Origin of the sequence: Streptomyces spectabilis, from assembly GCF_008704795.1 — a bacterium.
In the GTDB taxonomy this organism is placed as follows: domain Bacteria; phylum Actinomycetota; class Actinomycetes; order Streptomycetales; family Streptomycetaceae; genus Streptomyces; species Streptomyces spectabilis.
The window spans coordinates 1,870,708-1,897,288 of record NZ_CP023690.1 but is presented as its reverse complement, the minus strand read 5'-3'; the positions used below and the strand labels follow the sequence as shown (position 1 = coordinate 1,897,288).

Annotated in this window: 28 protein-coding genes; 14 read left to right on the top strand and 14 right to left on the bottom strand. The window is 74.3% G+C overall.

The window, feature by feature from the left end; genetic code table 11:
• The first annotated feature begins 102 nt into the window (after positions 1 to 102).
• Positions 103 to 771 carry a cysteine hydrolase family protein gene (locus tag CP982_RS07985; RefSeq protein WP_150509880.1) on the top strand — a complete coding sequence of 223 codons (669 nt, stop codon included), beginning with the start codon at positions 103 to 105 and terminating at the stop codon, positions 769 to 771.
• On the opposite strand, the gene CP982_RS07980 is transcribed toward CP982_RS07985, so the two are convergent.
• On the bottom strand, positions 758 to 1,240 hold the full coding sequence (locus tag CP982_RS07980) for a Rieske (2Fe-2S) protein (RefSeq protein ID WP_150509879.1): 483 nt from the start codon (positions 1,238 to 1,240) through the stop codon (positions 758 to 760). The genes CP982_RS07985 and CP982_RS07980 overlap by 14 nt on opposite strands.
• Positions 1,241 to 1,340: 100 nt before the next feature.
• Between CP982_RS07980 and CP982_RS07975 the strand changes: the two genes are divergently transcribed.
• From CP982_RS07975 to CP982_RS07945, 7 genes are all read left to right on the top strand, one after another.
• The gene (locus tag CP982_RS07975) at positions 1,341 to 2,117 is read left to right on the top strand and encodes a HipA family kinase (RefSeq protein WP_150509878.1); all 777 of its coding nucleotides are present in this window, start codon (positions 1,341 to 1,343) and stop codon (positions 2,115 to 2,117) included.
• On the top strand, positions 2,114 to 2,515 hold the full coding sequence (locus CP982_RS07970; RefSeq protein ID WP_150509877.1) for a DUF3037 domain-containing protein: 402 nt from the start codon (positions 2,114 to 2,116) through the stop codon (positions 2,513 to 2,515). Before CP982_RS07975 ends, CP982_RS07970 begins: the two co-directional genes overlap by 4 nt.
• Before the next feature lie 145 nt (positions 2,516 to 2,660).
• Complete coding sequence (fabG, locus tag CP982_RS07965; RefSeq protein ID WP_150509876.1) at positions 2,661 to 3,422, top strand: 3-oxoacyl-ACP reductase FabG; 762 nt, start codon at positions 2,661 to 2,663, stop codon at positions 3,420 to 3,422.
• Positions 3,423 to 3,461: 39 nt separating this feature from the next.
• Complete coding sequence (locus CP982_RS07960; RefSeq protein ID WP_150509875.1) at positions 3,462 to 4,217, top strand: SDR family oxidoreductase; 756 nt, start codon at positions 3,462 to 3,464, stop codon at positions 4,215 to 4,217.
• A gap of 202 nt (positions 4,218 to 4,419) precedes the next feature.
• Positions 4,420 to 6,006, top strand: a complete 1,587-nt coding sequence (locus tag CP982_RS07955; RefSeq protein WP_229879493.1) for an ABC transporter substrate-binding protein — start codon at positions 4,420 to 4,422, stop codon at positions 6,004 to 6,006.
• A gap of 128 nt (positions 6,007 to 6,134) precedes the next feature.
• Positions 6,135 to 6,803, top strand: a complete 669-nt coding sequence (gene ung, locus CP982_RS07950) for a uracil-DNA glycosylase (protein ID WP_184925792.1) — start codon at positions 6,135 to 6,137, stop codon at positions 6,801 to 6,803.
• A 169-nt stretch (positions 6,804 to 6,972) separates the two neighbouring features.
• Positions 6,973 to 7,467 carry a hypothetical protein gene (locus CP982_RS07945; protein ID WP_150509873.1) on the top strand — a complete coding sequence of 165 codons (495 nt, stop codon included), beginning with the start codon at positions 6,973 to 6,975 and terminating at the stop codon, positions 7,465 to 7,467.
• Positions 7,468 to 7,500: 33 nt separating this feature from the next.
• Here the strand turns inward: CP982_RS07945 and CP982_RS42950 are convergent, their stop codons facing one another.
• Entirely contained in the window at positions 7,501 to 8,013 is a 513-nt protein-coding gene (locus CP982_RS42950) for a hypothetical protein (RefSeq protein ID WP_150509872.1), read from the bottom strand.
• A gap of 151 nt (positions 8,014 to 8,164) precedes the next feature.
• Complete coding sequence (locus tag CP982_RS07935; RefSeq protein WP_150509871.1) at positions 8,165 to 8,761, bottom strand: TetR/AcrR family transcriptional regulator; 597 nt, start codon at positions 8,759 to 8,761, stop codon at positions 8,165 to 8,167.
• Between the two features lie 94 nt (positions 8,762 to 8,855).
• Between CP982_RS07935 and CP982_RS07930 the strand changes: the two genes are divergently transcribed.
• On the top strand, positions 8,856 to 10,103 hold the full coding sequence (locus CP982_RS07930) for an FAD-dependent monooxygenase (protein WP_150509870.1): 1,248 nt from the start codon (positions 8,856 to 8,858) through the stop codon (positions 10,101 to 10,103).
• A 10-nt stretch (positions 10,104 to 10,113) separates the two neighbouring features.
• A complete protein-coding gene (locus tag CP982_RS07925; RefSeq protein WP_150509869.1) occupies positions 10,114 to 11,019 on the top strand; it encodes a Gfo/Idh/MocA family protein in 906 nt (301 codons plus the stop codon).
• Here CP982_RS07925 and lnt read toward each other — a convergent pair.
• From lnt to CP982_RS07900, 5 genes are all read right to left on the bottom strand, one after another.
• Positions 10,943 to 12,589 carry an apolipoprotein N-acyltransferase gene (lnt, locus tag CP982_RS07920; RefSeq protein ID WP_150509868.1) on the bottom strand — a complete coding sequence of 549 codons (1,647 nt, stop codon included), beginning with the start codon at positions 12,587 to 12,589 and terminating at the stop codon, positions 10,943 to 10,945. The two genes, CP982_RS07925 and lnt, sit on opposite strands and share 77 nt — an antisense overlap.
• Positions 12,590 to 12,779: 190 nt before the next feature.
• Positions 12,780 to 13,310, bottom strand: coding sequence for a nuclear transport factor 2 family protein (locus tag CP982_RS07915; protein WP_150509867.1), 531 nt, complete (start codon positions 13,308 to 13,310; stop codon positions 12,780 to 12,782).
• A 100-nt stretch (positions 13,311 to 13,410) separates the two neighbouring features.
• A complete protein-coding gene (locus tag CP982_RS07910) occupies positions 13,411 to 13,560 on the bottom strand; it encodes a hypothetical protein (protein ID WP_372503334.1) in 150 nt (49 codons plus the stop codon).
• Positions 13,561 to 13,687: 127 nt separating this feature from the next.
• Positions 13,688 to 14,278: a DUF2165 domain-containing protein gene (locus tag CP982_RS07905; RefSeq protein ID WP_150509866.1), complete on the bottom strand. Its 591-nt coding sequence runs from the start codon at positions 14,276 to 14,278 to the stop codon at positions 13,688 to 13,690.
• Between the two features lie 199 nt (positions 14,279 to 14,477).
• Complete coding sequence (locus tag CP982_RS07900; protein WP_150509865.1) at positions 14,478 to 15,965, bottom strand: MFS transporter; 1,488 nt, start codon at positions 15,963 to 15,965, stop codon at positions 14,478 to 14,480.
• 67 nt (positions 15,966 to 16,032) lie between these two features.
• On the opposite strand from CP982_RS07900, the gene CP982_RS07895 reads away from it, so the two are divergent.
• Complete coding sequence (locus tag CP982_RS07895; RefSeq protein ID WP_150509864.1) at positions 16,033 to 16,689, top strand: TetR/AcrR family transcriptional regulator; 657 nt, start codon at positions 16,033 to 16,035, stop codon at positions 16,687 to 16,689.
• 16 nt (positions 16,690 to 16,705) lie between these two features.
• Here the strand turns inward: CP982_RS07895 and CP982_RS07890 are convergent, their stop codons facing one another.
• On the bottom strand, positions 16,706 to 17,572 hold the full coding sequence (locus CP982_RS07890; RefSeq protein ID WP_150509863.1) for a LysR family transcriptional regulator: 867 nt from the start codon (positions 17,570 to 17,572) through the stop codon (positions 16,706 to 16,708).
• A 163-nt stretch (positions 17,573 to 17,735) separates the two neighbouring features.
• Here CP982_RS07890 and CP982_RS07885 point away from each other — a divergent pair, with 163 nt between their 5' ends.
• Positions 17,736 to 18,287 (top strand): cupin domain-containing protein, encoded by a 552-nt coding sequence (locus CP982_RS07885; protein WP_150509862.1) that lies wholly within the window; start codon positions 17,736 to 17,738, stop codon positions 18,285 to 18,287.
• A gap of 119 nt (positions 18,288 to 18,406) precedes the next feature.
• Complete coding sequence (locus tag CP982_RS07880; RefSeq protein ID WP_150509861.1) at positions 18,407 to 20,179, top strand: hypothetical protein; 1,773 nt, start codon at positions 18,407 to 18,409, stop codon at positions 20,177 to 20,179.
• A gap of 50 nt (positions 20,180 to 20,229) precedes the next feature.
• Here CP982_RS07880 and CP982_RS07875 read toward each other — a convergent pair whose 3' ends face one another.
• From CP982_RS07875 to CP982_RS07865, 3 genes are all read right to left on the bottom strand, one after another.
• A complete protein-coding gene (locus tag CP982_RS07875) occupies positions 20,230 to 21,285 on the bottom strand; it encodes a S1 family peptidase (RefSeq protein ID WP_150509860.1) in 1,056 nt (351 codons plus the stop codon).
• 337 nt (positions 21,286 to 21,622) lie between these two features.
• Positions 21,623 to 22,618, bottom strand: a complete 996-nt coding sequence (locus CP982_RS07870; RefSeq protein ID WP_150509859.1) for an NAD(P)/FAD-dependent oxidoreductase — start codon at positions 22,616 to 22,618, stop codon at positions 21,623 to 21,625.
• 104 nt (positions 22,619 to 22,722) lie between these two features.
• The gene (locus CP982_RS07865) at positions 22,723 to 23,733 is read right to left on the bottom strand and encodes an SMP-30/gluconolactonase/LRE family protein (protein WP_150509858.1); all 1,011 of its coding nucleotides are present in this window, start codon (positions 23,731 to 23,733) and stop codon (positions 22,723 to 22,725) included.
• Positions 23,734 to 23,938: 205 nt separating this feature from the next.
• Between CP982_RS07865 and CP982_RS07860 the strand changes: the two genes are divergently transcribed.
• Positions 23,939 to 24,826, top strand: coding sequence for a maleylpyruvate isomerase family mycothiol-dependent enzyme (locus CP982_RS07860; RefSeq protein WP_150509857.1), 888 nt, complete (start codon positions 23,939 to 23,941; stop codon positions 24,824 to 24,826).
• An 82-nt stretch (positions 24,827 to 24,908) separates the two neighbouring features.
• Here CP982_RS07860 and CP982_RS07855 read toward each other — a convergent pair whose 3' ends face one another.
• The gene (locus CP982_RS07855) at positions 24,909 to 25,688 is read right to left on the bottom strand and encodes an ANTAR domain-containing protein (RefSeq protein WP_150509856.1); all 780 of its coding nucleotides are present in this window, start codon (positions 25,686 to 25,688) and stop codon (positions 24,909 to 24,911) included.
• 220 nt (positions 25,689 to 25,908) lie between these two features.
• Positions 25,909 to 26,325, bottom strand: coding sequence for a hypothetical protein (locus CP982_RS07850; RefSeq protein WP_170316391.1), 417 nt, complete (start codon positions 26,323 to 26,325; stop codon positions 25,909 to 25,911).
• Between the last annotated feature and the right edge of the window lie 256 nt (positions 26,326 to 26,581).

Here is a 26,581-nt window from a genome sequence, read left to right as displayed (position 1 = left end):
GGCGCAATGCCGATTAGCCTCCCGCGCACCGCGGCCGCCGAGGGCCACGGCCCGCGACCGGGTGCGCCACGTACCGCGCGGCGGGCTCAGCCGAGGGGGACCATGCCCACGTACGAACAGCTCAGCCGCCTGCTCGACCCCGCCACCACCGCCCTGCTCACGGTCGAGTGCCAGCAGGGCGTCGTCGGGCCGCAGAGCGCGCTGCCCGAACTCGCCGACGCCGCCCGCGCGTCGGGGGCCCTCACCAACGTGGCACGTCTGGTGGCCGCCGCCCACGTGGGCGGCGTCCAGGTCCTGCACGCCGTCGCCGAGCGGCGGCCCGACGGGCGCGGTGCCAGCCACAACGCGCGCCTCTTCAAGGCCGCGGCGAAGCTGCCCGTGCAGCAGCTGTCCGGTACGACGGCCGTGCGGATCGCGGCGCCGATCGAGGTCGCCGAGGAGGACTTCGTCGTCCGCCGTCTGCACGGCCTTTCGCCGATCGCGGGCACCGACGTCGACGCGCTGCTGCGCAACATCGGCTGCCGCACCCTCCTGGTGACCGGCGTCTCGGCCAACGTGGCGATCCCGAACGCCGTCTTCGACGCCGTGAACCTCGGCTACACCGCCGTCGTGCCCGCGGACGCCATCGCGGGGGTGCCTGCCGACTACACCCCCGCGATGGTCCGCCACACGCTCGCCCTGGTCGCCACCGTGACCTCCACCGAAGAGGTCCTCGCCGTGTGGCAGCGACCGCGGCGCCTGCGGCCCGCCCAGCGGCTCAGGCCAGTTTGATCGAATCGCCCTCCACAGTGATCTCGGCCGGGGGCAGGGGGCTGGTCGCCGGGCTCTGCTTCACGCTGCCGTCGGCGATGTCGAACTTGCTGCCGTGGCACGTGCAGTTGATGGTGCCGCCCTCGACGCTGGCGACCGGGCACTGCTTGTGCGTGCAGCGGTTCGAGAACGCCTTGAACCGGCCCTTGGCGGGCTGGGTGACCACCACGCCCTCGTCCTTGAAGATCTTCCCGCCGCCCACGGGGATGTCGGCCGTCCTGGCGAGCACGGCGGCCGCCGTGCCGCCCCCGTCCTTCTCCCCCTTCTCCTTCTCCTCGCCCGCGGGTTCGGAGGAGCTCTTGTCGTCGTCGCCGGAGCCGCAGCCGATGAGCGCGACGGCCAGGCCCGCGGAGCCCGTGGCGGTGAGGACGGTGCGGCGGGTGAGGTGGTGGCCCGTGGGCAGGGGGGAAGCGTCCCTTGGAACAGTCATGTGGAGGGATACGGATGCGGAAGGCGGGTTGTTCACGGTTGAGCGAGCGGGTGGGCGGGCCTTCGCGGGGCGCTCCGGACCAGCCCAGTAACCTGGGGCGATGCTCTCCCAAGTCACCGCTGTCCGGTACGTCACGCCCCTGCGTGAGGGCGGCTCGCTGCCCGGCCTTGTCGAGACCGCCGACGGACGCGGGGCGTACGGGACGTACGTCACGAAGTTCCGCGGCGCGGGCCAGGGGCGCAAGACGCTGGTCGCGGAGGTGGTCTGCGGGCGCCTCGCGCGCCGGCTCGGGCTGCGCGTGCCGGGGCTCGTGGGCGTCGACCTGGACCCCGTGCTCGGCCTCGCCGAGCCGGACCAGGAGGTGCAGCAGCTGCTCAAGTCCAGCGGCGGGCTCAACCTCGGCATGGAGTACCTGTCGGGCGCCGTCGGCTTCGACCCGCTGGCCTTCGCGGTGGACCCGGTGGAGGCCGGCCGCGTCGTGTGGTTCGACGCGCTGATCAACAACGTGGACCGCTCCTGGCGCAACCCGAACCTCCTGGTGTGGCACGGCGACGTCTGGCTCATCGACCACGGCGCGAGCATGATCTGGCACCACAACTGGCCCACCGCCCGGGCCGCTTCCGCCAGGGCGTACGACGCCGGTGACCACGCCCTCGCCCCGTACGCCCCCGACGTCGCCGCGGCGGCCGCCGAGCTGGCCCCGCTGGTCACCGAGGAGGTGCTCGCCGAGGTGACGGCCGACGTGCCGGACGCGTGGCTGGAGGGCGAGCCGGGCTTCGACAGCGCCGACGCGGTGCGGCAGGCGTACGTCGACGCGCTGCTCCCGCGCGCGGAGAGCATCCACGAGCGCATCACCCTGGAAGGCGGCGGCAAGTGACCGACAAGACCGAGGCGCCCGCACGGGACGTCTACGAATACGCCCTGCTGCGGGTCGTCCCGCGCGTCGAGCGCGGCGAGCAGTTCAACGCGGGCGTGGTGCTCTACTGCCGCGCCAAGTCCTACGTCGCCGCCCGTGTGCACCTCGACGAGGCCAAGCTCCGCGCCCTGGACCCGGAGGCGGACGCCGCCGGGGTGCGCGCGGCCCTCGGCGCCGTCGAAGGGGTCTGCGCGGGGGGCGACGCCGCGGGTCAGGCCGCGCCGGACGACGCCGGGCGGCGCTTCCGCTGGCTCATCGCGCCGCGTTCGACCGTGGTGCAGCCGGGGCCCGTGCACACCGGCCTCACCGCCGACCCCGAGGCCGAGGTGGAGCGGCTCGTCGCGCTCCTGGTGCGCTGATCGCGGATCGCCCGCGCCCGGATCCCGGGGGTGCCGTTGACACCGGGTGCCAGGGCTTCTAGCGTCTCGTCTGCTGAAGGTACTAAGCGGTCGCTCACCTGGGGGCGCACCGCGGAGCCGCATCCCAAGGGCGAGGAGAGCCAGCATGTCCACCACTGAGCAGCGCGTCGCGGTCGTGACCGGAGCGGCGCGAGGCATCGGCGCCGCCACCGCCGTACGCCTCGCCGCCGAGGGCCGCGCCGTCGCGGTGATCGACCTCGACGAGGCCGCCTGCAAGGACACCGTCGAGAAGATCACGGCCGCGGGCGGCCGGGCCCTCGCCGTCGGCTGCGACGTGTCGGACGAGGCCCAGGTCGAGGCCGCGGTCGCCCGGATCGCCCAGGAGCTCGGCGCGCCGACGATCCTCGTGAACAACGCGGGCGTGCTGCGCGACAACCTGCTGTTCAAGATGAGCGCGGACGACTGGGACACGGTCATGAACGTGCATCTGCGGGGCGCCTTCCTGATGTCCAAGGCCTGTCAGAAGCACATGGTCGACGCGGGCTTCGGCCGCATCGTGAACCTCTCCAGCTCCTCCGCGCTCGGCAACCGCGGCCAGGTCAACTACGCGGCGGCCAAGGCGGGCATGCAGGGCTTCACCAAGACCCTCGCCAAGGAGCTCGGCAAGTTCGGCGTCACCGCCAACTCGGTCGCGCCCGGCTTCATCGCCACCGAGATGACCAAGGCCACCGCCGAACGCGTCGGCATGGGCTTCGAGGACTTCCAGGCCGCGGCCGCCACGCAGATCCCCGTACAGCGCGTCGGCGAGCCCGAGGACATCGCCAACGCCATCGCCTTCTTCACCGGCGACGCGGCGGGCTTCGTCTCGGGGCAGGTCCTGTACGTGGCCGGCGGCCCGCTCAACTAGCGCCCCCCGCTCCCTCCCCGACGCAAAGGACAGTACGGAATGGCAGTGCAGGACAGCGGCAAGGCGGCGCTCGTGACGGGCGCGAGCCGCGGCATCGGCTACGGCATCGCGGAGGCGCTCGTCGCCCGCGGCGACCGCGTGTGCATCACCGGGCGCAACGAGGACGCCCTCAAGGAGGCCGTCGAGAGGCTCGGCTCCGACCGCGTCATCGGCGTCGCGGGCAAGGCCCACGACGAGGCGCACCAGGCGATCGCCGTCGAGCGGGCCATGGAGGCCTTCGGACGCGTCGACTTCCTGGTCAACAACGCCGGTACGAACCCGGTGTTCGGCCCCATGGCCGAGCTCGACCTCAACGTGGCGCGCAAGGTCTTCGAGACGAACGTGATCTCGGCCCTCGGCTTCGCGCAGCTGACCTGGAAGGCGTGGCAGAGCGAGCACGGCGGGGCGATCGTGAACATCGCCTCGATCGCGGGCGTCGCCGCGTCGCCGTTCGTCGGCGCGTACGGCATGAGCAAGGCCGCCATGGTCAATCTGACGCTCCAGCTGGCGCACGAGTTCGCGCCGAAGGTACGGGTCAACGCGATCGCGCCCGCCGTGGTCAAGACCCAGTTCGCGCGGGCGCTGTACGAGGGCCGCGAGGAGGAGGTGACGTCGGCGTACCCGCTGGGGCGGCTCGGCGTGCCCTCCGACGTCGGCGGCGCGGCGGCGTTCCTCACCTCCGGGCAGTCCGACTGGATCACCGGCCAGACGCTCGTGGTCGACGGCGGCATCTTCCTGAACGCGGGCGTGGGCTGAGCGACCGCTCCGCCTCCGGCCGGTGCGGGCGCCTCGCCGCACCGGCCGGCGCGCGCGAAAGGGCACATCGTGCAAAGCTCAACAACCGCCCGTAGGTGACGTACGCACGCAACAAGAACCGCCTCGGCGTGCCGGGTTGGACCGGCTGGACCTTGCGGTATGGTCTGCCGCCCCATGGCACGGCAGATCGAGGAGCGCCCGCGTGTTCACCAGAGGTCAGCTGCGATGCCTGCGTCCGTTCGCGGTGTCGTTGTCCATATCCCTGCTCGCCGGATGCGGGGTGTTCTCGTCCGAGGACTCGGACGACGAGGACGTCATCACCGTGGGCACGACGAGCGCGCCGACCACGCTCGACCCCGCGGCGTCCTGGGACGGTTCCTGGGAGCTGTACCGGAACGTCTTCCAGACGCTGCTGAGCTTCCCGTCCGGCGCCACGGAGCCGCAGGCGGACGCCGCCCGCTCGTGCCGGTTCACCGACGACTCCAGCACGGTCTACGCGTGTACGCTCCGCGACGACCTGACGTTCTCCGACGGCGACGAGCTTGACGCCGCGGCCGTGAAGCACACCTTCGACCGGATCCGGCGCATCGACGTCAAGGGCGGCCCCGCGGGGCTGCTCGGCTCCCTGGCGTCGGTCTCCACCGAGGGCGAGCGGACCGTGGTCTTCCGGCTGAAGAAGCCGGACGCGACCTTCCCGTTCGTGCTCGCCACGCCCGCCATGTCGATCGTCGACCCGGACGACTACCCGGCGGACGGGCTCCGCGAGGGCAACGAGGTCACCGGCTCCGGCCCGTACGAGCTGGACGACTACCGGGTCGACGAGAAGGCGGTCCTGGTCAGGAACGACCGGTACGTGGGCGCCGCCGACCGCAAGAACGACGCCGTGACCATCCGCTACTTCGACGACTCCGGCGCCATGGTCGACGCGCTGCGCGAGAAGGAGCTCGACCTCACCTTCCGCGGCATCGCCGCCGAGGACATCGTGGCGCAGCAGGGCGCCGACAAGGAGGAGCACCTCCGGCTCGTCGAGGGCGCGGGCGCCGAGATCCGCTACCTGGTCTTCAACCCCAAGGACCCGTGGGCGCGCAAGCCCGCGGTGCGCAAGGCGTTCGCGCAGGTCCTCGACCGGCCCGCGCTCGCGCACAAGGTGTACAAGGACACCGTCGATCCGCTGTACTCGATGGTGCCGCGCGGCGTGAACGGGCACACCACGGGCTTCTTCGACGAGTACGGCGAGCCCAGCGCGGCCAAGGCCGAGCGCATCCTCACGGCCGCGGGCATCACCGAGCGGGTGCCGCTCACCCTCTGGTACGCCACCGACCGCTACGGCTCCGTGACCGCGTCGGAGTTCGCCGAGCTGAAGAGGCAGCTGGAGGCCTCGGGCCTGTTCAGGATCACGATCAAGGGCCGCCCGTGGAAGGCCTTCGAGGCGGGCTACGAGGAAGGCCGGTACCCGGTCTTCGGGCGCGGCTGGTTCCCGGACTTCCCCGACGCGGAGAACTTCATCGCGCCCTTCGTGGGCGAGCGCAACGTCCTGAACACGCCCTACCCCTCGCCGCGGATCACCGAGAACCTGCTGCCGCGCTCGCGGCGCGAGGCGGACCGGGGCAAGGTCGCCGACGAGTTCGAGGCCGCGCAGGGCGTCCTCGTCGACGACGTCCGGCTGCTGCCGCTGTGGCAGGGCAAGCAGTACATCATGGCCAGCGAGGAGATCGCGGGCGGCGAACGCGCCCTCGACCCGTCGGCGATCATGATGATGTGGGAGCTGAGCCGCAAGACGAGCTGGTAGCCGTCGCCGGGCCGGGCGGGCCGGAGGGGCGGGACACCGGGCGGGGACCGGTTGTCAGTGGTCGCCGGTAGGTTCTGTGCTGAAGAACAGACCGCACACCGGAGGTTGTTGACGTGACCGACATCGCCATGCTGCCCGCGTCCTGGCGCGGAGTCCTCGGCGAGGAGCTCCAGAAGCCCTACTTCAAGGAGCTCACCGAGTTCGTCGAGGAGGAGCGGGCGAAGGGACCGGTGTTCCCGCCGCGCGAGGAGGTCTTCGCCGCCCTGGACGCGACGCCGTACGACGACGTGAAGGTCCTCGTCCTCGGCCAGGACCCGTATCACGGCGAGGGTCAGGGTCACGGCCTGTGCTTCTCGGTGCGCCCCGGCGTGCGGACCCCGCCCTCGCTGCGGAATATCTACAAGGAGATGCACGCCGAGCTGGGCCTGCCCATCCCGGACAACGGCTATCTGATGCCCTGGGCCCGCCAGGGCGTCCTGCTCCTTAACGCGGTCCTGACGGTCCGCGCCGGTGAGGCCAACTCGCACAAGGGCCGGGGCTGGGAGAAGTTCACGGACGCGGTGATCCGGGCCGTCGCCGACCGCGCGGAGCCGGTGGTCTTCGTCCTGTGGGGGAACTACGCGCAGAAGAAGCTGCCGCTCATCGACCAGGAGCGGCACGTCGTGGTCAAGGGCGCGCACCCGTCCCCGCTGTCCGCCAGGAAGTTCTTCGGCTCGCGGCCCTTCACGCAGATCAACGAGGCGGTGGCGGCCCAGGGGCACACGCCGATCGACTGGCGCATCCCGAGCGCGGGCTGACCCCGGGGCCGCCCGCCGGTCCTGTTCTGTGTCCGTCACCGGCCTGGCGCAGCGGGCGGGCGCGGGCCGCCCGCGTCGCACCGCGCCTGACGGGGATTGTCAGTGGTGGCCGCTAGCGTCGGGACCGTGGGACGACCGAGGACGGACGGCGGACGCGGAGGGCGGCGCGGTGGTGGAGCGGAAGGAACGGACGGCGGACGGCGAGGACGCCGTGATGACCCGGATCGGGCAGGCGGTCATGCTCCAGCACGCCGGTGACCGCGAGGAGGCGAGGACCCGCTTCCTCGCCATCTGGTCGGAGATCGGCGAGGACGGCGACGCGCTCCACCGCTGCACCCTCGCGCACTACATGGCGGACACCCAGGACGATCCGGCGGACGAACTGGCCTGGGACCTCAGGGCGTTGTCGGCGGCGGACGAGCTGACCGACGACCGGGTCGGCGCCCACCACCACTCGCTCGCGGTCCGCGGCTTCTACCCCTCGCTCCATCTGAACCTGGCGGCGGACTATGTGAAGCTCGCCCGCCCCGAGGCGGCCCGCAGCCAGCTGCGCCTCGCGCGCGGCGCGGTCGGCGCGCTCGGCGACGACAGCTACGGGGACGGCATCCGCGCCGCCCTGCACCGCCTTGAGGCGCAGGTGGGGGAGGGCGCCGTCGAGGAGTGACCACCCGGTCCCGCGCGGGACCGGGGCGGCTCCTCAACTCCCGTACACCTCACGGCAGATGACCGCCTGCGGGCTGTCGGGGTCCCAGTGGCCGTGCTTCCGCGCGAGGGCGCAGACGCCCGTCTCGTCGCGGGCGCGGGGCGGCGGGCCGTGCGGGGTCTCCCGCGGGCGCTGCCCGTGCCGGGGCCCCTCGGGGCGGGGCTTCTGGGGGCGGGGGCGTGCGGCCACGGGGGCCTCGTCGGGCGTGGCCGCCCGGGGCGCGGGCGCCGGGGCCGCAGGGGCGGGCGGCGCGGGGCGGGGTGTCCGCCGCGGTGGCGCGGGCGGTGGGTCGGCGCGCTGAAGCCGGTCGCGGGCCGGGGGCTGGGTGGCCCGCGGGGGCGGCCGGTCCTTGGTGCGAGGCGACCGCTCCGTCGGCCCCGAGGGTGCCTTGCCCCGGTCGGCAGTCGTCCCGTGGGCCGCCGTCCGGTCGACGCCGACACAGCCGGAGACGGCCGAGACGGTCACGGATATGGACAGGGACACGAGCAGGGTCATGGTGGTCGTCATGCGCCGCATCCCGGGAACTCTGCTGGGCGCCGGGCGGCGTACGGCCGTGAAGGCGGGCCGATGCCCCCGCACGGGGGACGGCACGGCTCTCCCGGCGGGGCGCGCCCTCCGCTGAGCGCGCCGCCCGACGGGCCCGTGCCCCCCCTGCGGGCTACTCGTCCAGCATTCCGCGCAGCAACTCGCCGAAGCCCGCCCGCAGTTCCTCCATCGTCGGCGTCTTGGCGCTGTACGAGCCCGCCACGCAGGAGAACATCAAACCGTCGCACCACGCGACCAGGGACAGGGTGTGCCGGTCCGGGTCCGTGGAGCCCGCCGCGCGCACGAACGCGTGGAGCGGCTCGCGGAACCGGGCGCCCGTCGCGTCGTAGTACGCCCGCAGCTCCGGGCGTCGCGTGGCCTCCAGGGCCAGCTCGTAGCGGGAGACGAGCAGGGCGCGGTGCTCGGCGCCGGAGAGGAAGCGGTGCAGGGCGAGGGAGAGCCCTTCGACCAGGGCCGCGCGCCCGCCCGCCGGGTCCGGCAGCTCGTCCGGAGTGAGGACGGCCGCCTCGCGCTGCGCCTGTCGCCGCACCGCCGCTTCCAGGAGCGCGAGCCGGGTGCGGGCGTGGTTCGAGGTCGAGCCCGGGGGGAGCCCGGCCGCCTCGTCGACGGCCCGGTGGGTCAGACCGCGCATGCCGCGCTCGGCGAGCAGGGTCAGCGCGGTGTCGGCGATCAGTTCGGGGCGTGAGGAGCCCTTGGCGCGTACGGACATGGGTGCACCCTACCCGTTTCACTACAGCTGTAGTACGGTCATCCCACTGGCACTACAGCTGTAGTGCCAGTGGGTGTGCGACCGAGGAGAGAACATGGCCCCCACAGGCAAGCCCCTCAAGCCCGGCGAGCCCCACGCCGTCGTCGTCGGCGGTGGCATCGGCGGGCTCACCACCGCCATCGCCCTGCACCGGTCCGGCTGGCGCGTCACCGTCCTGGAGCGGGCCGCGTCCCTGGAGCCCGTCGGCTCCGGCATCGGCCTCGCCCCCAACGCCCAGCGCGCCCTTGACGTCCTGGGCCTCGGTGACGGCGTGCGCGAACTGGCCGCCTGGCAGGGCGCGGGCGGCCTGCGCGCACAGGGCGGCCGCTGGCTGGTGCGCACCACGGCCACCGCCACGGCGCGGCAGTTCGGCGGCGCCCTCGTGCTCCTGCACCGGGCGACGCTCGTCGACCTGCTCGTCGCCGCGCTGCCCGGCGAGGGCCTGCGCACCGGCACGGCCGCGCGGCTCGCGGACCCGGGCGGGCCCGGCCGCGCCGCCGTCGTGAGCACCCCCGAGGGCGACATCGAGGCGGACCTCGTGGTCGGCGCCGACGGCATCGACTCCGGGGTGCGCGGGGAGCTGTTCCCGGGCCACCCCGGGCCCGTGTACACCGGGTTCACCGCCTGGCGGCTCATCGTGCCCGCGCCGGAGCGGCCCTTCGAGCCGCACGAGACCTGGGGGCGCGGCGGCGTATGGGGCACGCAGCCGCTGAAGGACGGCAGGGTCTACGCGTACGGCACGGCGCTCGTGCCCCCGGGCACCCGCGCGCCCGACGACGAGAAGGCCGAGCTGACGCGGCGCTTCTCCCGCTGGCACGACCCCATCCCCGAGATCATCGCCGCGGCCCGCCCCGAGGACGTCCTGCGCAACGACGTGTGGCACATGGCGACCCCGCTCGCCGCCCACCACCGCGGCCGCGTCGCACTCGTCGGTGACGCGGCGCACGCCATGGCGCCCACCCTCGGCCAGGGCGGCAACCAGGCCATCGAGGACGGCGTCGTGCTCGCCCACCACGCGCGGCCCGGCGGCGACCTCTTCGCGGGCCTGGCCGCCTACAGCGTGGTGCGCGTGCCCCGGACGACCGCCGTCGTGCGGCGGGCCGCCCGCACCGCCCGCCTCAACCACCTCTCCCACGGCGGGCTCGTCGCCGCGCGCGACACCCTGATGCGCGCGGCCCACCGGCTCGGCCCGAACCTGATCACACGGGGCTTCTCCTCGATCGCCGACTGGCGGCCGCCGGGTCCCCCGTATGCTGCGGAGACGGACGCCGGGGCGCATGGGCGTGAACCGGCACGACGGTAGGGAGACAGTGGTGAAGGTCGGCTGCATCGGACTCGGTGACATCGCGCAAAAGGCGTACCTGCCGGTGCTCACCACGCAGCCAGGCGTCGAGCTGCACCTCCAGACCCGCACGCCCGCCACCCTGGAGCGGATCGGCGAGATCCACCACGTCCCCGCGCGGCAGCTCCACACCGACCTGGACGCGCTGCTCGCCCAGGACCTCGACGCGGCCTTCGTGCACGCGCCGACCGCCGCGCACCCCGAGATCGTGGAGCGCCTCCTCGAGGCGGGCGTGGCGACGTACGTGGACAAGCCCATCGCCTACGAACTCGCCGACTCCGAGCGGCTCGTGGAGCTCGCCGAGCGGCGCGGCGTGAGCCTCACCGTCGGCTTCAACCGCCGCTACGCGCCCGGCTACGCCCAGTGCGCCGAGCACCCGCGCGAGCTGATCCTGATGCAGAAGAACCGCGTGGGGCTCCCCGAGGACCCCCGCACGATGGTGCTCGACGACTTCATCCACGTCGTGGACACGCTGCGGTTCCTGGTGCCGGGGGCCGTCGACCACGTGAGCGTGCGCGGCCGGGTCGCGGACGGCCTCCTGGAGCACGTCGTGCTCCAGCTCGCGGGCGACGGCTTCACCGCGATCGGCGTGATGAACCGGCTCAGCGGCTCCACCGAGGAGGTCCTGGAGGTCTCCGGGCAGGACACCAAGCGGCAGGTGCTCAACCTCGCCGAGGTCGTGGACCACAAGGGCCAGCCCACCGTGCGGCGGCGCGGCGACTGGGTGCCGGTGGCCCGTCAGCGCGGCATCGAGCAGGTCACGCTCGCCTTCCTCGACGCCGTGCGCGCGGGCAAGGTGCTCAGTGCCCGGGACGCGCTGGCGACCCATGAGCTGTGCGAGCGGGTGGTACGCGCGGTGGGCGAGCAGGCCGCCTGAGCGCCCGCGCCCCCTCGGCGACCGCGAGCGCGGCGAGGACCGCGAGCGCGCCGTACACCGGCCAGTCGCCGAGCCGCACGTACGGCGTCGTGCCCGTGGCCAGCGGGACCTCGTACTCCGCCGTGCTCGACGCCGAGGTGCCGAGCGGCTCGCCGACGCGCTCACCGCTCGGACCGTAGACCGCCGAGACGCCGGTGAGCGTCGCGTGCACCATGGGGCGGCCGGTCTCGGCGGCCCGCAGGGCGGCGAGCGAGGCGTGCTGCTCGGGGGCCCAGCTGTGCTGGAACGAGGACGTGGCGGACTGCGCGAGCAGCACCTGCGCGCCCTCGCGGGTGAGGTGGCGGCTCATGTCGGGGAACGCCGACTCGAAGCACACCAGGGGCCCCACGCGCAGCCCCTGCGCGAGGTTCATCACGACCGGCCGCTCGCCGCGCCTGCGGTCCTCACCGGCGGCCTTGCCCACCGACGTGGCCCAGCCGAGCAGCGAGCGCGCCGGGACGTACTCGCCGAACGGGACGAGGCGCATCTTGTCGTAGCGGTCGCCCGTCGGCCCGTCCGGGCCCACGAGCACGGAGCTCTTGAAGATGCCGGGCCTGTCCGAGCGGCGGGCGTCCACGTTCACCAGGATCTCGGCGCCCACCCGGCGCGAGAGCGCGGCGATCCGCCGCGCCAGGTCGGGCCGGTCCGCCAGGTCGTGGCCCACGCTGCTCTCGCCCCACACGACGAGGTCCAGGTCCCGGCCCACGAGGGCGCGGGTCAGCGCCTCCTCGCGGTCGAACCGCCGGTCGGGCGCGTCCGTCCCGTCCAGTACGCCGGGCTGTACGACGGCGACGCGGACGCTGCCCGCGGCCTCCGGGCGCGGGGACCAGGTCCACGCGGTGGTGGTCGCGGCGGCCACGGCGACGAGCCCGGCGACGGCGGGAGCGCGCGCCGACCGCCATGCGAGGAGCACCGCGACCCCGGTGTTCACGGCCACGACGAGCGCGCTGACCAGCCAGACACCGCCCACCGACGCGAGCCGCAGCGCGGGCTCCACCTGCCACTGGCTGGAGCCGAGGAGCCCCCACGGACCGCCGAGGCCCTCCCAGGACCGCACCAGCTCGACGAGGAGCCAGCCGGACGGCAGCACGAGCAGCGCGGCCACGGCCCGCCCGGCAGCGGGCGGGCCGCCGAGGAAGCGGTGCGCGAGCCAGCCCCAGGGCGCCCACAGGAGCCCGAGGAGCGCGGCGATGACCAGGGTGAACACATGCAGGCTCGGCAGCAGCCAGTGGTGCACGGCCACCATGAAGCCGAGCCCGCCGAGCCACCCGTCGAGCGCGGCCCGCCGCCCCGAGTCCGCCGACCTGGTGAGCAGGATCCACGGCACGAGCGCGACGTACGCGAACCACCACCACGACGGTTCGGGGAAGGCGAGCGCGGGCAGGGCGCCGCACAGGGCGGCCAGGGCGCCGCGCCGCCACCGCGAGGCGAGGGCGGCGTCCAGGCGGTGGCGCCAGGAGGGAAGGGCCCGCCGGGACAGTGCCCGTCGGGGCGCCCACCGGTGCGGCCGCCTGCCGCTGAGTACGTCCATGCAGCGCGCCTCCTTGCCCCGACTCGGCCCGACGGCCGGTCGTGCTCCCAGTGTGCGGGCCGGTGACGATCTAGGACAGGGGGCGGAGCCGCCCGGGTCACGGGGCGGCCCCGAGCGCCCGGCGCGCCGGGTGGCCGCTTCCGCCGGGCCGTGCGCGGATCCGCCCGGAGCCGGCCGTCCCGCGCTCCGCTCAGCCCGGCTCGGTGAGCGGTGGCGTCCGCTGTCCGACGACGGCCTGGTCCCACGTCTGGTCGGCGGTCCGCGTGCTGCGCCACTTCTCCCGTACGAGGACCTGACCGAGCCGCCAGCCGCCGTGCGTACGCAGCGCGGTGAACTCGTAGCGGCCGCCGCAGGTGAAGTCGGGCGTGGTGGTCGCCTCGGCGCCCGGCTGCCCGGCGAAGCGCATGGGGTTCACATAGTCGGCCCGTATGCGCGCGGTGTCGCCGATGTCCTGCTCGCGGACGCCGAAGCGGATTCTGCGGTTGACGACGAGGTGCTGGCGCATGGCGAACATCCGCATCGTCTCGGCGAGCCACGCGGACACCTCCGCCGCGGAGCCCTCGATGCCGCCCGCCGACCGGTAGTCGGCGCGTCCTTCGGGGGTGAACAGCTGTCGGTACGCGTCCCAGTCGCCGTCGTCGACGGTACCGGCGTAGTCGGTGATGAGGGCGTCGATGGCCAATCGGTCGATGAGGGCGGCGAGTTCCACGCGCTGCGTCATCGACTCAGTGTTGGGCACCGCGGGGCCGGAAGGAACCCCCGGGGACAGTGTCCCCGGGGGAGGGGAGCGCCACAGCGTCCGGGGGAGGGGGGAGTGTTGCCTAGGCGGCCTGGACGACCTCCGCGCGCACCGCCTCGGCCCACTCGGTCACCAGCTGCTCGTACTCCCGGCGCTGATCGGCGGAGAGACGGCCACCGGCGCGCAGCCACAGGCCTCGTATCCGCTCGTTCAACTCGGTAGAAGACCGCACGGAACCATGGGGTTGAGGGGTTAAGGGCATGCACTCAGCCTAGGCGATGGGTCCGACAATCGGAACTGTCGGCTACCGCACACCTGCGGCGCGTGATCACGCGCCGGTGGGATCCGGCGCGCGTCCCTCAGTCGTCCGCATCCCCGCTCCGCGCGGGGTGCGCGCCGTAAGGCCGCCGCCCCGCGAACGGCAGCTGCACCACGAGGAGCGCGATGCCGCACAGCGTGACCACGCGGATCGCGGCGTCGAGGCCGTTCCAGTCCTCGGACTGCCACATCGCGAACCACTCGCCGCCGACGCCGATGAAGCCGCCGCCGAACAGCAGCATCAGCATCAGCAGCCCGGAGGTGCTCACCGCCCGCGCGCGGGCGAAGTCGTCACCGTGCCCGCGCAGTCCGGCGATCCACAGGACCGTCCCGGCGATGAGGACGAGCGCGGCCAGCGTCTCCCAGGCGATGATCGCGACGTACGCGGCGTCCTGGAGGGCGCGGGACTCGACGGCCCGCCACATCAGGTCCTCGTCCTTGAACGTCGTGTCCATGGCCAGGACATGGCGGACGAACTGCTGGTTGGAGTCGAAGTCCGTGATGTTCCCGAACGCGACGAGGGATATGTAGAGCGCGACGACACCCGTGAGGACGGCCGCCGCGACGGCCGGTGTTCCCAAGGCGGTTCCCCCGTGTCTCCTCTTCGTGCGCTCGCCGGTGTCCGTGGCCATGCCCAACTCCTCTCGCCCGCCTGTCCGTTCGCCCACTGCGGGCGGCTGGAGACCCGTCGCGGGGGAGTGCCGGGGCGTGCGCGGTCCGGCAGGACCCGGCACTCCCGCCACGGATCGGTACGCCATTCTCATGGATCGGCACGTGATTCCCGCGGGCCGGGTGCGCCATTTCCACAAGGCGAATCCCGGCCCGCGGCGTTCAGGGGCGCGCGGGCCGGATGCGGTGGGCCGCCAGGACCCCGGCCGCCGCGAGGGCGGCCGTGAGCGTGAAGGTCACCGTCAGGGCGACCGTCACCGTCGAGCCGTACGCCGACGCCAGGGAGACGGCCGCGCCGCCGAGGCCGCTGAGCACCGCGACCGCCAGCGTCTGGGCGAGCTGCATGGCGCCGCTGGCCTCGCCCTGCCGGTCGGCGGGGGCCTGCTCCATGGCGTCCGTGGTGGCCGCGTTGAAGGCCACGCCCATGCCCGCGCCGCCGATCGCCCAGCCCGCCACGGCGACCAGGGCGGGCACCGCGTCGACCAGGACGCCGAGCGCCATCACGACGATGCCCACGAGCAGCACCACGAACCCGGCCGCGATCGGCACGGCGCGCGAGCGCCCGCTCCAGCGGCCGTCGGCCCGCCCCTGCCAGGCGGCGCCGAGCACCCAGGTGATCGCGCCCGCCGAAAGACCGAGCCCGGCCTGGGACGCGCTCAGGTCCCGCAGCCGGACCAGGCCGAGCGGCAGGAAGGCCTCGCTGCCGAAGTACGCCCCGCACAGCAGGAAGCGCAGCACGACCCCCGTCGGCACGCCGCGCCGCACCGTGAGGGTGCCGGGCGGCGTGACCGTGCGCAGGGCGAGCACCCCGGCGACGCCTCCGGCCACGACCAGCGGGACCAGCAGGGCGAGTTGACGCAGCTGGAGCCCGGCGAGCAGCACGCCGGTGCCCGCCGCGAGCAGCACGCTGCGCGCGACCGGCGTGGCCCACCAGCGGGCCGGCGGCGCCTCGGCCGGGGCGCCGCCGGTGCCGTCGGCCCGGTCCAGGCGGCGCAGCTGCGGCAGCGCGAGAGCGGCCGCGACGGCGATCAGGGGCAGCAGCAGGACGAAGACGCCGCGCCAGGAGAAGTGGTCGGAGATCACGGCGGCGAGGGTCGGGCCGACGAGGGACGGCACCGTCCAGCCGCCCGCGACGAGCGCGAACATCCGCGCCCGCAGGTGCTGGGGGTAGGCCAGCGAGATGGCCGCGTACGCGAGTGCCATCACCGCGCCGACGCCGAGCCCCTGGAGGAAGCGGCCCGCGAGGAACACGGGCCAGTTCGGCGCGGCGCCGGCGAGCGCGCAGCCGACCGCGAACACGACGAGCCCGACGGCGAGCGGGCGCGCCGGGCCGTGCCGGTCGGCGTCGCGGCCCGCGGCGACGGTGCCGATGAGGTTGGCGAGCATCAGCGCGGACAGGCCCCAGCCGTAGGCGTGCAGGCCGCCGAGCCGCTCCGCGATGTCGGGCAGGACCGTGGCCACGCCCATCGACTCGAACGCCACGAGGCCGACGGACAGGACGATGCCCCAGGTGAGGGCGGCGTAGGGGGCGCGGAAGACGCTTTCGGCGGCGGGCGCGCGGGCGGTGCCGGGCGGTTCGCCCGCGGGGGACGTGGACGCGGCGGGACCGCCGTGGACGCTCTGGACGGTCGCTTCCTGCTCTGACGGCAAGGCCGACCCCTCCTTTATGTTTCGATCCGGAACGGAACGAAATCACATGCTACCTATACTGATCCCCATGGCAACCCCGGATTCCGCAGCCCCGCCCGCCCGTTCGGCGGGCCGCCCGCGCGACACCCGGCTCGACGAGGCCATCGTCAAGGCCACGCTCGACCTCCTGGAGGAGTCCGGCTATCCGCACCTGACGCTCGAAGGGGTGGCCCGGCGCGCGGGCACCACCAAGCCGGCCATCCGCCGCCGCTGGCCGTCCCGGCAGCACCTGGTGATCGCCGCCCTCGCCGAGGCCATGGGCACCGCGCCCACCCCCGACACCGGCTGCACGCACTGTGACCTCATCCTGGGCATCGAGACCCTCAGCCAGGCCTTCGGCGGCACCCTCGGGCGCCGGACGCTGCCCGCGCTCGTGGCCGAACTGGCCGACGACCCGGAGCTCGACCGCGTGTTCACCGAGACCGTCTTCCGGCCCCGCAGGGCCACGACGGAGGCGGCGCTGCGCCGGGGCATCGAGCGCGGCGACATCCGGGAGGACGCCGACATCGGCCTGCTCCTGGACATGCTCGGCGCCACCACGTACCACCGCGTGCTCTTCGGTCATCTGCCGGTCACGGACTCGCTCGCGCACGACGTGGTGATGACGGTCATGGGCGGCGCGGCGACGCCGCGCTGGCGCGGGCACTACCAGCGCCACCACGAGCGCGCGGGCAGCTCCGTGTGAAGCGGCCCGCTCCCCGTCACCGCGCGGGCAGCACCTCAAGAAGCCGCCGGAGCGCGGGGCCCGGCGCCCCCGGAGGCATCGCCACGTACGTCGTCACGGCCGGGGCGGCGAGCGGTCGCACGGCCACGCGCGGGAACGAGGGCACCCCCGCCACCTCGTAGAAGACCGTCCACGACGGGGCGCCCGCGCCGATCTCGGCCAGGGTCTCCTGGAGCGTGGTGAAGGGCGGCCCGAGCGGCGGCTCGGCCCCGGCCGCCCGGAGCGCACCGGTCACCAGGTCGTGGAACGGCGGGTTCTGCTCGCGCGGCGCGAGGCGCAGCGGCAGCTCCCCGAGCTGCTCGACACGCAGCGCCGAGGAGCCCGCGAGCCGGTGCGCCGCGGGCAGCGCCACGTACAGCGGATCGCTCCACACCGGCAGGAGTTCGAGCCCGGGGGCCGTGGCCGCCGCCCGGACGAGGGCCGCGTCCAGCTCGCCGGAGCGCACCGCGGCGAGCCGCTCCGCGAGCCCCAGGCGCCGCAGCCGGACGGGGAGCCCGGGCGCCGCGGCCGCGAGGTCCGCGAGGAGGCGCTGGATCCGGTCGCCGGGGCCCTGCACGGTGCCGAGGCGCAGCGGCGCCCCGCCCGCCGCGAGGTCGGCCGCGACCTGGCGGGTGCGCCGCGCCGCGGCGAGCACCGCGCGGGCCTCGGGCAGCAGGCGCTCGCCCGCGCCGGTGAGTTCGACGTGCCGCGTGGTGCGCCGGAAGAGCCGCACCCCCAGCTCGCGCTCCAAGCGGCGCACCTGCTGGCTCACCGCCGACTGGACGATGCCGAGCCGCTCGGCGGCCCGGCTGAAGCCGCCCTCGTCGGCGACCGCGGCGAAGTACTGGAGCTGACGCAGTTCCACGGTCCCCCCCCCGCCCCTGACGGCCCATTGTGGCCGATTCATCACGATCGATGATTTCTGCAGGTGACAACTGCTTCTGGTACGCGGCTTGTTCCCCGGGTCGAATGAGTTCCGCGCAGAGCGCGCGGACCGCACCGCGGTCGACCGAACCCGAGGAGCCCCGATGACCGATGGCAAGCGCACCGCCGAAGCCCTGCTCGTGCGGCCCGGCACCGCCGAGCGCGTCCCCCTGCCGCACGGCGGCGGCTTCGAACTGCTCGCCGACGCCGCGGCCACAGGGGGCTCCCTCGGCGTCAACCGGCTGACGCTCGCCGACGGGGCCGACGGCGCGCGACCGCACCTGCACGCCCTGTCGACGGAGCTGTTCTACGTCCTCGACGGGGCGCTCGACCTGTACCTGGACGGCGCGTTCGAGACCGTCGGGCGCGGCGGGCTCGTCGTCGTGCCGCCCGGGATGCCGCACGCCTTCGGCGCCGCCGCCGGGGCGGGCGCCGATCTGCTCGCGGTGCTCACGCCGGGCGTCGACCGCTTCGACTACTTCCGGTCCCTCGGCCGCATCCAGCACGGCCTGGACTCCTTCGACCGCCTCCTGCCCGAACAGGACCGCTACGACGTGCACTTCCTGGACGCCTCGGACTGGCGGTCCGCCCGTGCCGCGACCGCGGCGCGGGCCGCCGGGGGAGCACAACGCGCCAAAGGCCGCCGAATGCCCTGATGACCGTGGTGACCCACGGCCATGTTCTGGGCAACACTGCACACAGCACGCAGCGCACAACGGGACGCCGCCCGCTACAGCCTGTGCCTGGCGGCAGGGCTCACGTCAGGAGGCTGCTGGTGTCGACGGTGGAGAGCCGGGAGGTCCGCCCGGCCCGTGAACGCTGGGAGGTCGCCCTGCCGGACGGCCGTGTCGTGCCCTGGACGGGCTTCCACGTCGGCCCGGCGGGCATCGCGCCGCGCGAGCTCGCGCACATCTGCCGACGGCTGCTCGGGATGGGGCCGGCCGAGGCCGAGGCCGCCGCCCGCGTGGAGCTGAGCCCGGCCGGTGCCGCCCGTGACAGACCCGGCATCGTGGCGTACTCGCCGCCCATGGCCAAGCGCATGTTCGAGGGCGCCCTGGAGAGCCTCGCGGCCGGTGAGCCGGCCGAGGACTGGCCCACGATCCTGGAGGCCCGCTCGGTCTGCCTGGCGCACACCGGCGACCTGCTCATCGGCAGGACGGCACCCTGGAAGGAGGCGGCGGCGGGCCGCCCGGTGGTCGTGGTCCCCGACCACGACCACTTCCACCTCAGCCACGCCCTGCTGAGGCTGGCCGACGGCCCCGCCGACCAGTGGGCGCGGGTCCTCGGCCCGGCGATCGACCGGCTGCGCGCGGATCCCGCCTGTGTCGTACGCGTCTACGCGCTCGACGAGCCGATGCGGATCCTGCTCCTGTGGCTCAAACGGGTCGCGGGGGTCGACCGGCTCCTGGTCGAGGCCAACGCCCCCGAGATCACCGAGCAGTGGGGGCACAAGGCGGTCCTGCACCCCGCCGCCCGCACGGCGCACGACCTGTCGGTGCCGCCGGGGCGTGCCCCCTTCGACGTACTCGACGCGGAGACGGAACTCACGCCGCTGTACCGCGTGTTCGGTCTGGCCGTGCCGCGGCTGCCCGGGTACGTCGTCCTCTGGGACGGCGAGCCCGCGGACGCCGTCGCGGACGGCGGGATCCGGACAACTCCAGGTGACGTCCGGGTGCCGGGCACCCCGGGCGACGAGCAGCTCGGGAACGGCCGCGCGCACCGCGCTGAGGACTCCTTCGCAGCCCAACTCGTACTCGCTGCACAGCTCTTGAGGGAGCGTCATGGGCTGCGGGTGGGATGTCTGAAACCCGTCAGGGGCGGCACGGGACAGCGCATCCACGTCGGGGTGCCCCTCGACGACCCGGACGTGCTCGCGGCGCTGGCCCGCCAGGCGGCCCGCTCCGGTGAGGACTACCTCCTGGAGGCGCACGCCGACTACCTCCGCCACGCCGTGACCGGCCACGAGTTCCTGCTCGCGCCGTCCGTGCACGTGCGGGCGGGCGCCCTCGCCGACGGCATGGCCCTGCAGTTCCTGAACGGCACCATGTGGGAGGGGAACGTCTTCCTCGACGAGTCCACCCACGCGGCGTTCGGCATCACCCGGAGCCACTACACGCGGGTCCGGCACGCCATGGCCGACTTCGTGCGGCTCTTCCAGGGCCGGGGACTGATCAACGGGGGTGTCGACTTCGCGATCGCCCGCGTCGGCGGCCGCTACGGCGACACCCCCCTGGTGGCCATGCAGGACCTGAACCTCTCCGCGTGCGGCGCCGATTACCTGCACGCCTTCCTGGCGGAGAGCCGCACCGAGCTCGGCGCCCTCGCCGGGACCGGGGCGGGCATCTCCGCCGCGACCAAGGTGATCCGCCCCGCGTCCGACATGGACCTGCCCCGCCTGCGCCGCCTCGTCGACCACCGCACCCCCACCTCGTACGCCCGCGCCCTCACGTCCGTGCCGGGCAACTGGGGGCTGATCGCCGTCGCCTGCCCGGACGCCGTACGGGCGGCGGAGGAGGTCCTGGCGATCGAGGCGCGACTCACGGCCTGACGGGTCAGGTCCACGCCTCACCGCCGCACGCGTGCGGCGTCCGGCACGCCTCAGTACACGCTGACGCCGTACGCGGCGAGCGCCTCGCGCACCGGTTGGTGGATGGCGGAGCCGTTGGTGCCCGTGCAGCCGGAGCTGCCCGAGTGGATGCCGAGGGCCACCGTCCCGGCGAAGTGGGCGCCGCCGCTGTCGCCGCCCGCGGAGCAGGCGGTGGTGCGGACCATGCCGTGCACGGGGCCGTCGCTGTAGTTGACGGTGACGTTGACGGCGGTGACCGTGCCGCTGGTCACCTTGGTGGTGGAGCCGCTCTTGCGGAGCGACTGGCCCACGACGGCGTCGGCGGCGGAGGAGATCTCCTGGTGGCCGCCGTTGTAGAGGTTGACGTTGCCCGCGGGGGACGAGCCGTCGGTGTAGCGGACGATGCCGTAGTCGTTGGTCGGGAAGCTGGTGCCCTCGCGTACGCCGACGGCCGCGCCCCCTGACGTTGCCGCCCAGTTGGCGCTGAGGTTGGTGCAGTGCCCCGCGGTGACGAAGTACCGGGTGGAGCCCTTGGTCACGTTGAAGGCGGCGGAGCAGCGGGAGCCGCCGCCGTAGATGGCGTCGCCGCCCGCGACCTCGCGTTGGAAGGTGCCGGGCACGCGGCTGACGCGTACGGCGCCGTCGAGCGAGTCGGCGACCCGGCGCAGCCGGGCCAGGTCGCGGGCCGAGACCGAGCTGTCGGCCTGCACGGCTATCTGGTTGGTGCGCGGGTCGACGCCCCAGGAGGTGCCGGTGATCTTCGCGCGGGACTCCAGCGCGTCCATGGCGGAGTCGAGCACGGCGGCGCTCCGCCGCACCCGCTGGGGGGTGGCACCCGCCGCGCGGGCGCGCTCGGCGGCCGCCTCGCTGGTGACGGTGACGACCAGCTTCCCGGTCCTCCGGTCGACGTACGTACCGGCGCTGTCGTCGCCCAACTGCCGTTGGACCTTGGCGTCGAGGGCGTTGAGCTGCGCCGGGGAGGGCGTCGGCGGTTCGCTCTGCGCCCCGGCGGGGAGCGCGCCGACGGCGAGGGAACCGGTGACGAGGAGGGCGGACAGGACGAGGCGCGCACAGGTGGTGCGTCTCATGTGGGGGGTCTCCTTTGACGGTGACGTGTGACGTACCGCGGTACGTGGGGGACGTACCGAGCAAGGAAAGTGGCATGACCTCGTCAATCGCGCAAGGGTGTGGGGCGGCCCTGTGCGTGTGGCTCTTGTGCGGGGAGGGGGCCTGGGTGGGGCGTTCGGCCAGGTGGTCGGGGGTTGGGCGGGCGGGTCGGCGGGGGGCGAACTCGGTGACGGTGATCGGTGATTGGCGATGGGTGGTCGGCGGGCGGGGTTCGGGGCGGGTTCGGCGATCAGTGTGTGAGGTCCGGTCCGGGCCGGGCCCGTGAAGCCAAGGGTTGGGGCCCGGCCCGTCCCGCCCTCACCCCCGTGACGCTCCGACGGTGGCGGCGGCCGCCGGGGCCCCGCTCCGCCGGGCCTCGACGGCAAGCCGGGTGTCCTCGGTGACCAGGTCGGCGTTGATCTGGGCCCCGGTCGCGGCGCCCGCCGCGGCCGCGCCGCCGACCTGGGCGGACAGATCGGTCACGTTGCCCGCGACCCACACGCCCGGCACCTCGGTGCGGCCGGTGGCGTCACAGGAGACGAACGCGCCGATGCCCAGTGGGTGTTCCGTCGCCCGCAGCCCGAGCGCCGCGAGGAAACCGGCGCGCGCCACGATGCGTGACGAGACCGCGAGCGCCTCGCGGGCGACCACCGTGCCGTCGCGCAGCCGCACCCCCACGAGGCGGTCGTCCGCCACCTCCAGGCCCGCCACCTCGCCCTCCACCACGCGGATGCCGCGTGCGGCGAGGCGCTCCGCGTCCTCGTCGGACGGCGGGGCCGTGGTGTGGGCGAAGAACGTGACGTCGTCGCTCAGCTGCCGGAACAGCAGCGCCTGGTGCACCGCCATCGGCCCGCTCGCCAGGATGCCGATGGCCCGGTCGCGGACCTCCCAGCCGTGGCAGTACGGGCAGTGCAGCACGTCCCGGCCCCAGCGGTCGCGCAGCCCCGGCACGTCCGGCAGTTCGTCGACGAGGCCGGTGGCCACGAGGAGCCGCCGCGCCCGGACCGTACGGCCGTCGGCGAGCGCCACCGCGAAGCCCGCTCCGTCGCGGGTCGCCGCGGTCACGGTGGCGGACGCGACGTGCCCGCCGTACCCGCGCACTTCCGCCCGGCCGCGCGCGAGCAGTTCGGCGGGCGGCATCCCTTCCCTGGCCAGGAGCCCGTGCACGCCGTCGGCCGGGGCGTTGCGCGGCGCGCCCGCGTCGAGCACCGCCACGGAACGCCGTGCGCGGGCCAGCATCAGGGCCCCGTTCAGTCCGGCGGCACCGCCACCGACCACCACCACGTCATAGCTGCTGTTCAGCTGATCGGTCATCGTGACCACCTCCACGACGACCCTGCGCCGAACCCTGCGGTTTGGGCAAGCAGACTTGCTGATACGGCAAGCATGGAGGGCCGTGCCGGAGGTCCGCGCAGGCGTCAGGCCCGTCCCGGCGGCAGCGCGCACACGGCGATGCCCGGCTCCACGAGGCTGCCCAGGACGAGGGTCCCGGCGCGGGCGGCGACGCTGGTGACCATGCGGTACCCGGCGCCCTTGCGGGCCAGGTCACGCACGGTCTCGCCCCGGGGCGAGAAGGCCATGACGCGCAGCACCCGGCGCGGCGGCACGGGCACGCGGAGGGCGGCAGCGGCGGCCGCGCGGCGTACGGCCGCGGGCGCCCGGCGCAGCTGGTCGATGAGCGGCTCGCGCGGCCCGGCCAGGGCGACCCAGAGCGTCCCGTCCTCGTCGCGCGACAGGTTGTCGGGGAAGCCGGGCAGGTCCTCCGCGAAGGTGTCGCTCCGCCCCGCCCGGGGGCCGGTGAGCCAGTACCGGACGAGGCGGCGGGCGCCGGTCTCGGCCACGGTGACGTGTGACGCGTCGGGCGCCAGGGCCGCGCCGTTCGCGAAGTACAGGCCGTCGAGCAGCACTTCGGGCTCGCCGCCCGGGGCGAGCCGCAGCAGGCGGCCGGTGCCGACGTGCTCGACGATGTCGGCCCGCCAGTCGTCGAGGCCGTAGCGGCGGCTGGACACCGTGAAGTACACGGTGCCGTCGGGGGCGGCGGTCGCGTTGCTGCAGAACCTCAGCGGCTCCCCGGCGACCGCGGCGGCGAGGACCTCGACCCGGCCGCCGTCCTCAAGGGCCACGCGCAGCAGGCCCCGGTGCGCGTCGCAGACGAGCAGCCGCCCGTCGGGCAGCGGTTCGAGGCCCAGCGGCCTGCCGCCCGTGCGGGCCAGCTCCTCCACCCGGCCCCCGTGCCCCGGGGACGGCAGCGTGACGCGCAGGATCCGTCCGTCGGCCGTGCCGGTGAGCACCCGCCCTGCCCCGTCCACGACGACGTCCTCGGGACCGGCGGCGGGCAGGCGCAGAACGCGCAGCGGTGGCAGGGGAGACGGCGGGACCGAACCCGCCGCGCGCCGGGCACGCGGGCGCGAGGTGCCGAGGATGGGCATGGGGCGGACCTCCCTGTGGGCCTTCCTGTGGGACTTCCTGTGCGCCTTCCGGCCGGTGGGCCTTCCGGTTCGCGTCAGGCCGTATAGGTGCCCAGCCGGGGCCGACCGATGCGCGCGGCGCACCGCGCCCCGGCCCCGCCGGGCCCCGATGACCGGAACGCGATATTCAGTGGCCGACCGGCGGCCGCTGACACAGGCTGGGGGCATGGACCCCCAGCTCGCTCCCGACCCCGTCCTCCCGTGGCTCGGCACCCCGATCGACGCCCGCCCCCTCTTCGCCGCCGAGCACGCGGCGCTCCTGGCGACGCTCCGCGCCCTGGAGCCCGCCGACTGGCACCGGGAGGCCGTACCGGGCTGGACCGTACGGGATCTCGCCGCGCACCTCGTCGGTGACTGCTACGGGCGCCTCGCCCGTGACCGCGACCGCCACGAGCTAGGGCCGCGCCCCGGGCCCGGCGAGACCCTTGAGGCGTTCATCCACCGCATCAACCAGGAATGGGTGGATGCCTGGGCGCGTGTGAGCCCCGCCGCCGTCACCGACACCCTGGAACTGGTCGGCGCGCAGGTCACCCGCCTCTTCGCGACCGCGGACCTCGACGCCGCCTCGCTGGGGGTGTCCTGGGCGGGAGCGGACCCGGCGCCGATGTGGCTCGACTGCGCGCGCGAGTTCACCGAGTTCTGGACCCACCGCCAGCAGGTCCGCCACGCCGTCGGCCAGGACAGTGACCCCGACCCGCGGTTCCTCGGCGTGGTCCTCGACACCTTCATGCGGGCGCTGCCGCACACCCTGCGGCACACGGACGCACCCGTCGGCACCCGGGTCCAGGTGCGCGTCGACGGCCCGTCCGGCGGTACGTGGACGGCCACCGCCACGGGAGACCGCTGGTCCTTGGCCCTGCCCGATGCCGATTCTTCGGACGCCGGTCTTTCCGACGCCGGTCTTTCCGCCGCCGTCGTGGAGCTGGACGCGGAGACCGCGTGGCGGCTGTGCACCCGCGGCATCTCCCCGGCCGCGGCGCTCGCCCGCGCCCGCACGAGCGGGGACCGGCGGCTCGTCGAAGCGGTGATCCAGATCGTGTCCGTGGTCCACTGAGATCCGGCCCCGGGCCTGGCACGGGGTCAGCCGGTCAGCCGGTCAGCCGGTCAGCTGGCCAGTCGGCCAGCCGGTCAGCCGGTCAGTCAGTCGTCTCCGTCCGCTCCGTCGTCTCCGTCGTCTTCGTCCCCTCCGTCCGCGGCTGGGGTGGGTCCGTCGTCTCGTTCAGCACCTCCTCGGCGACCGCGGTGAGCAACCGCCGCTGGGAGCGGGCGTGCCGGCGCAGCAGCGTGAACGCCTCGTCCACGCTGATCCGGTGGCGGTGCGACAGGGCGCCTTTGGCCTGCTCGATGACCACCCGGGACCGCAGGGCCGTCTCCAGCTGGCCGACGATGACGCGCTGCCGGTGTGCGGCGCGCTGCTGGAGGATGCCGATGGTGGCGAGGCGCGCCAAGGCCTGTGCGAGCCGGAGCTGCGCTACCGGCGGCGTCTCGGGCTGCTCGCGGAAGAGGCTGAGCGCGCCGATGGTCCGCCCCCGCAGCCGCAGGGGCGTGGCCGCGACGGAGGCGAAGCCGGACAGGAGCGCGTGCGGGGCGAACCGGGGCCATCGCGCGTGCGGGCGGCCGTTCGCCAGGAGCGCGCCGTCGACCACCCGGCCGGAGCGGAGGCAGTCGAGCCCGGGCCCTTCGTCCCACTCGACGGCCAACTGCTCCAGGCGGTGGCTGTGTTCGTCGGACCCGGACGTCAGGGGCGCGCTCTCCGGCACGGACAGGGTGACGCCCGCGGACGCGACGTCCAGGAGGTCGACGCATCGCGTGGCGAGCAGATGGAGGAAGCTGACGGTGTCGAAGTCGTCGACGAGCGTGTCGGCGAGCTCGACGAAAGCGGCGGCGAGCCGCTCTTCACGCGCCTGCTCGGGCATCGCGGCTCAACGCTCCTTTCTCAGTGGTCACCTGACTGCACACGGGAAGGGGTGGCTGCGGAACGGAACGGAGGGGAGAGGAGGGGGCGGGGGCGGCGGGAGAAAGGGGGGGACGAAAGCCGCGGAGCGGCTGATTTCCTGACCATGCCTCATACGCAATGTAACCCTGGGGTGGAGGCAGGGGAAAGCCCCCGGTCCGGTGCTGGTGGGACCGGCGGCGTCAGCTGCTGCCCGCGGGCTGGACGGGGACCATCTCGTACGGAGGGACCCGCGGGCGCCGTATGTCGTCCGCGTCGGCGAGACCCTGACTGCGCCGGACCTCCACACGGAAGTCGTGCAGCGCGTCCCTGAACCGGCTGTCGACCTCCTGGTACGCCCTCGTGTCCGCGGTCAGGCCCCTGCCCACGGCGTCCCTGAGGTCCCGGAGCACGGCGAACGCGTGCTCACACGCCATCGTGACGTGCGACTCCCCCGTGACCAGCAGCAACTGCCGCGAATCCGCCGTGCCCGCCTCGGCCATGAGGTCCCTGACCGCCCCGTAGTTCCGGTCGGCGGCCCGGTCCTCGCGGCAGGCCACGTCGTAGAGCCCCTCGTAGGCACGCATCAGGGCCCGCAGGAACTCGACGCAGACCTCCACCTGCCTGTCCCGCTGAGCATGCGCCCGGTCCCGCTTCCATCGCACCCGGTCAGCGACAACCGTCGAAGCGACACCGGCAGCCGTACCGCACAAGGTCGCCACGAGCGTGATCCACACACTGCCCCCCAGAACGAGCGATCGCTGCCCCCACGACTGAACTCCGGACGGAGCCGGGCATGTTCACGCCCTGATCCCCGTCCGTCCCGTCGAGTACGGTGCCAAGACTCACGGCTCCGTGGCAACTGCCGTCCGACCG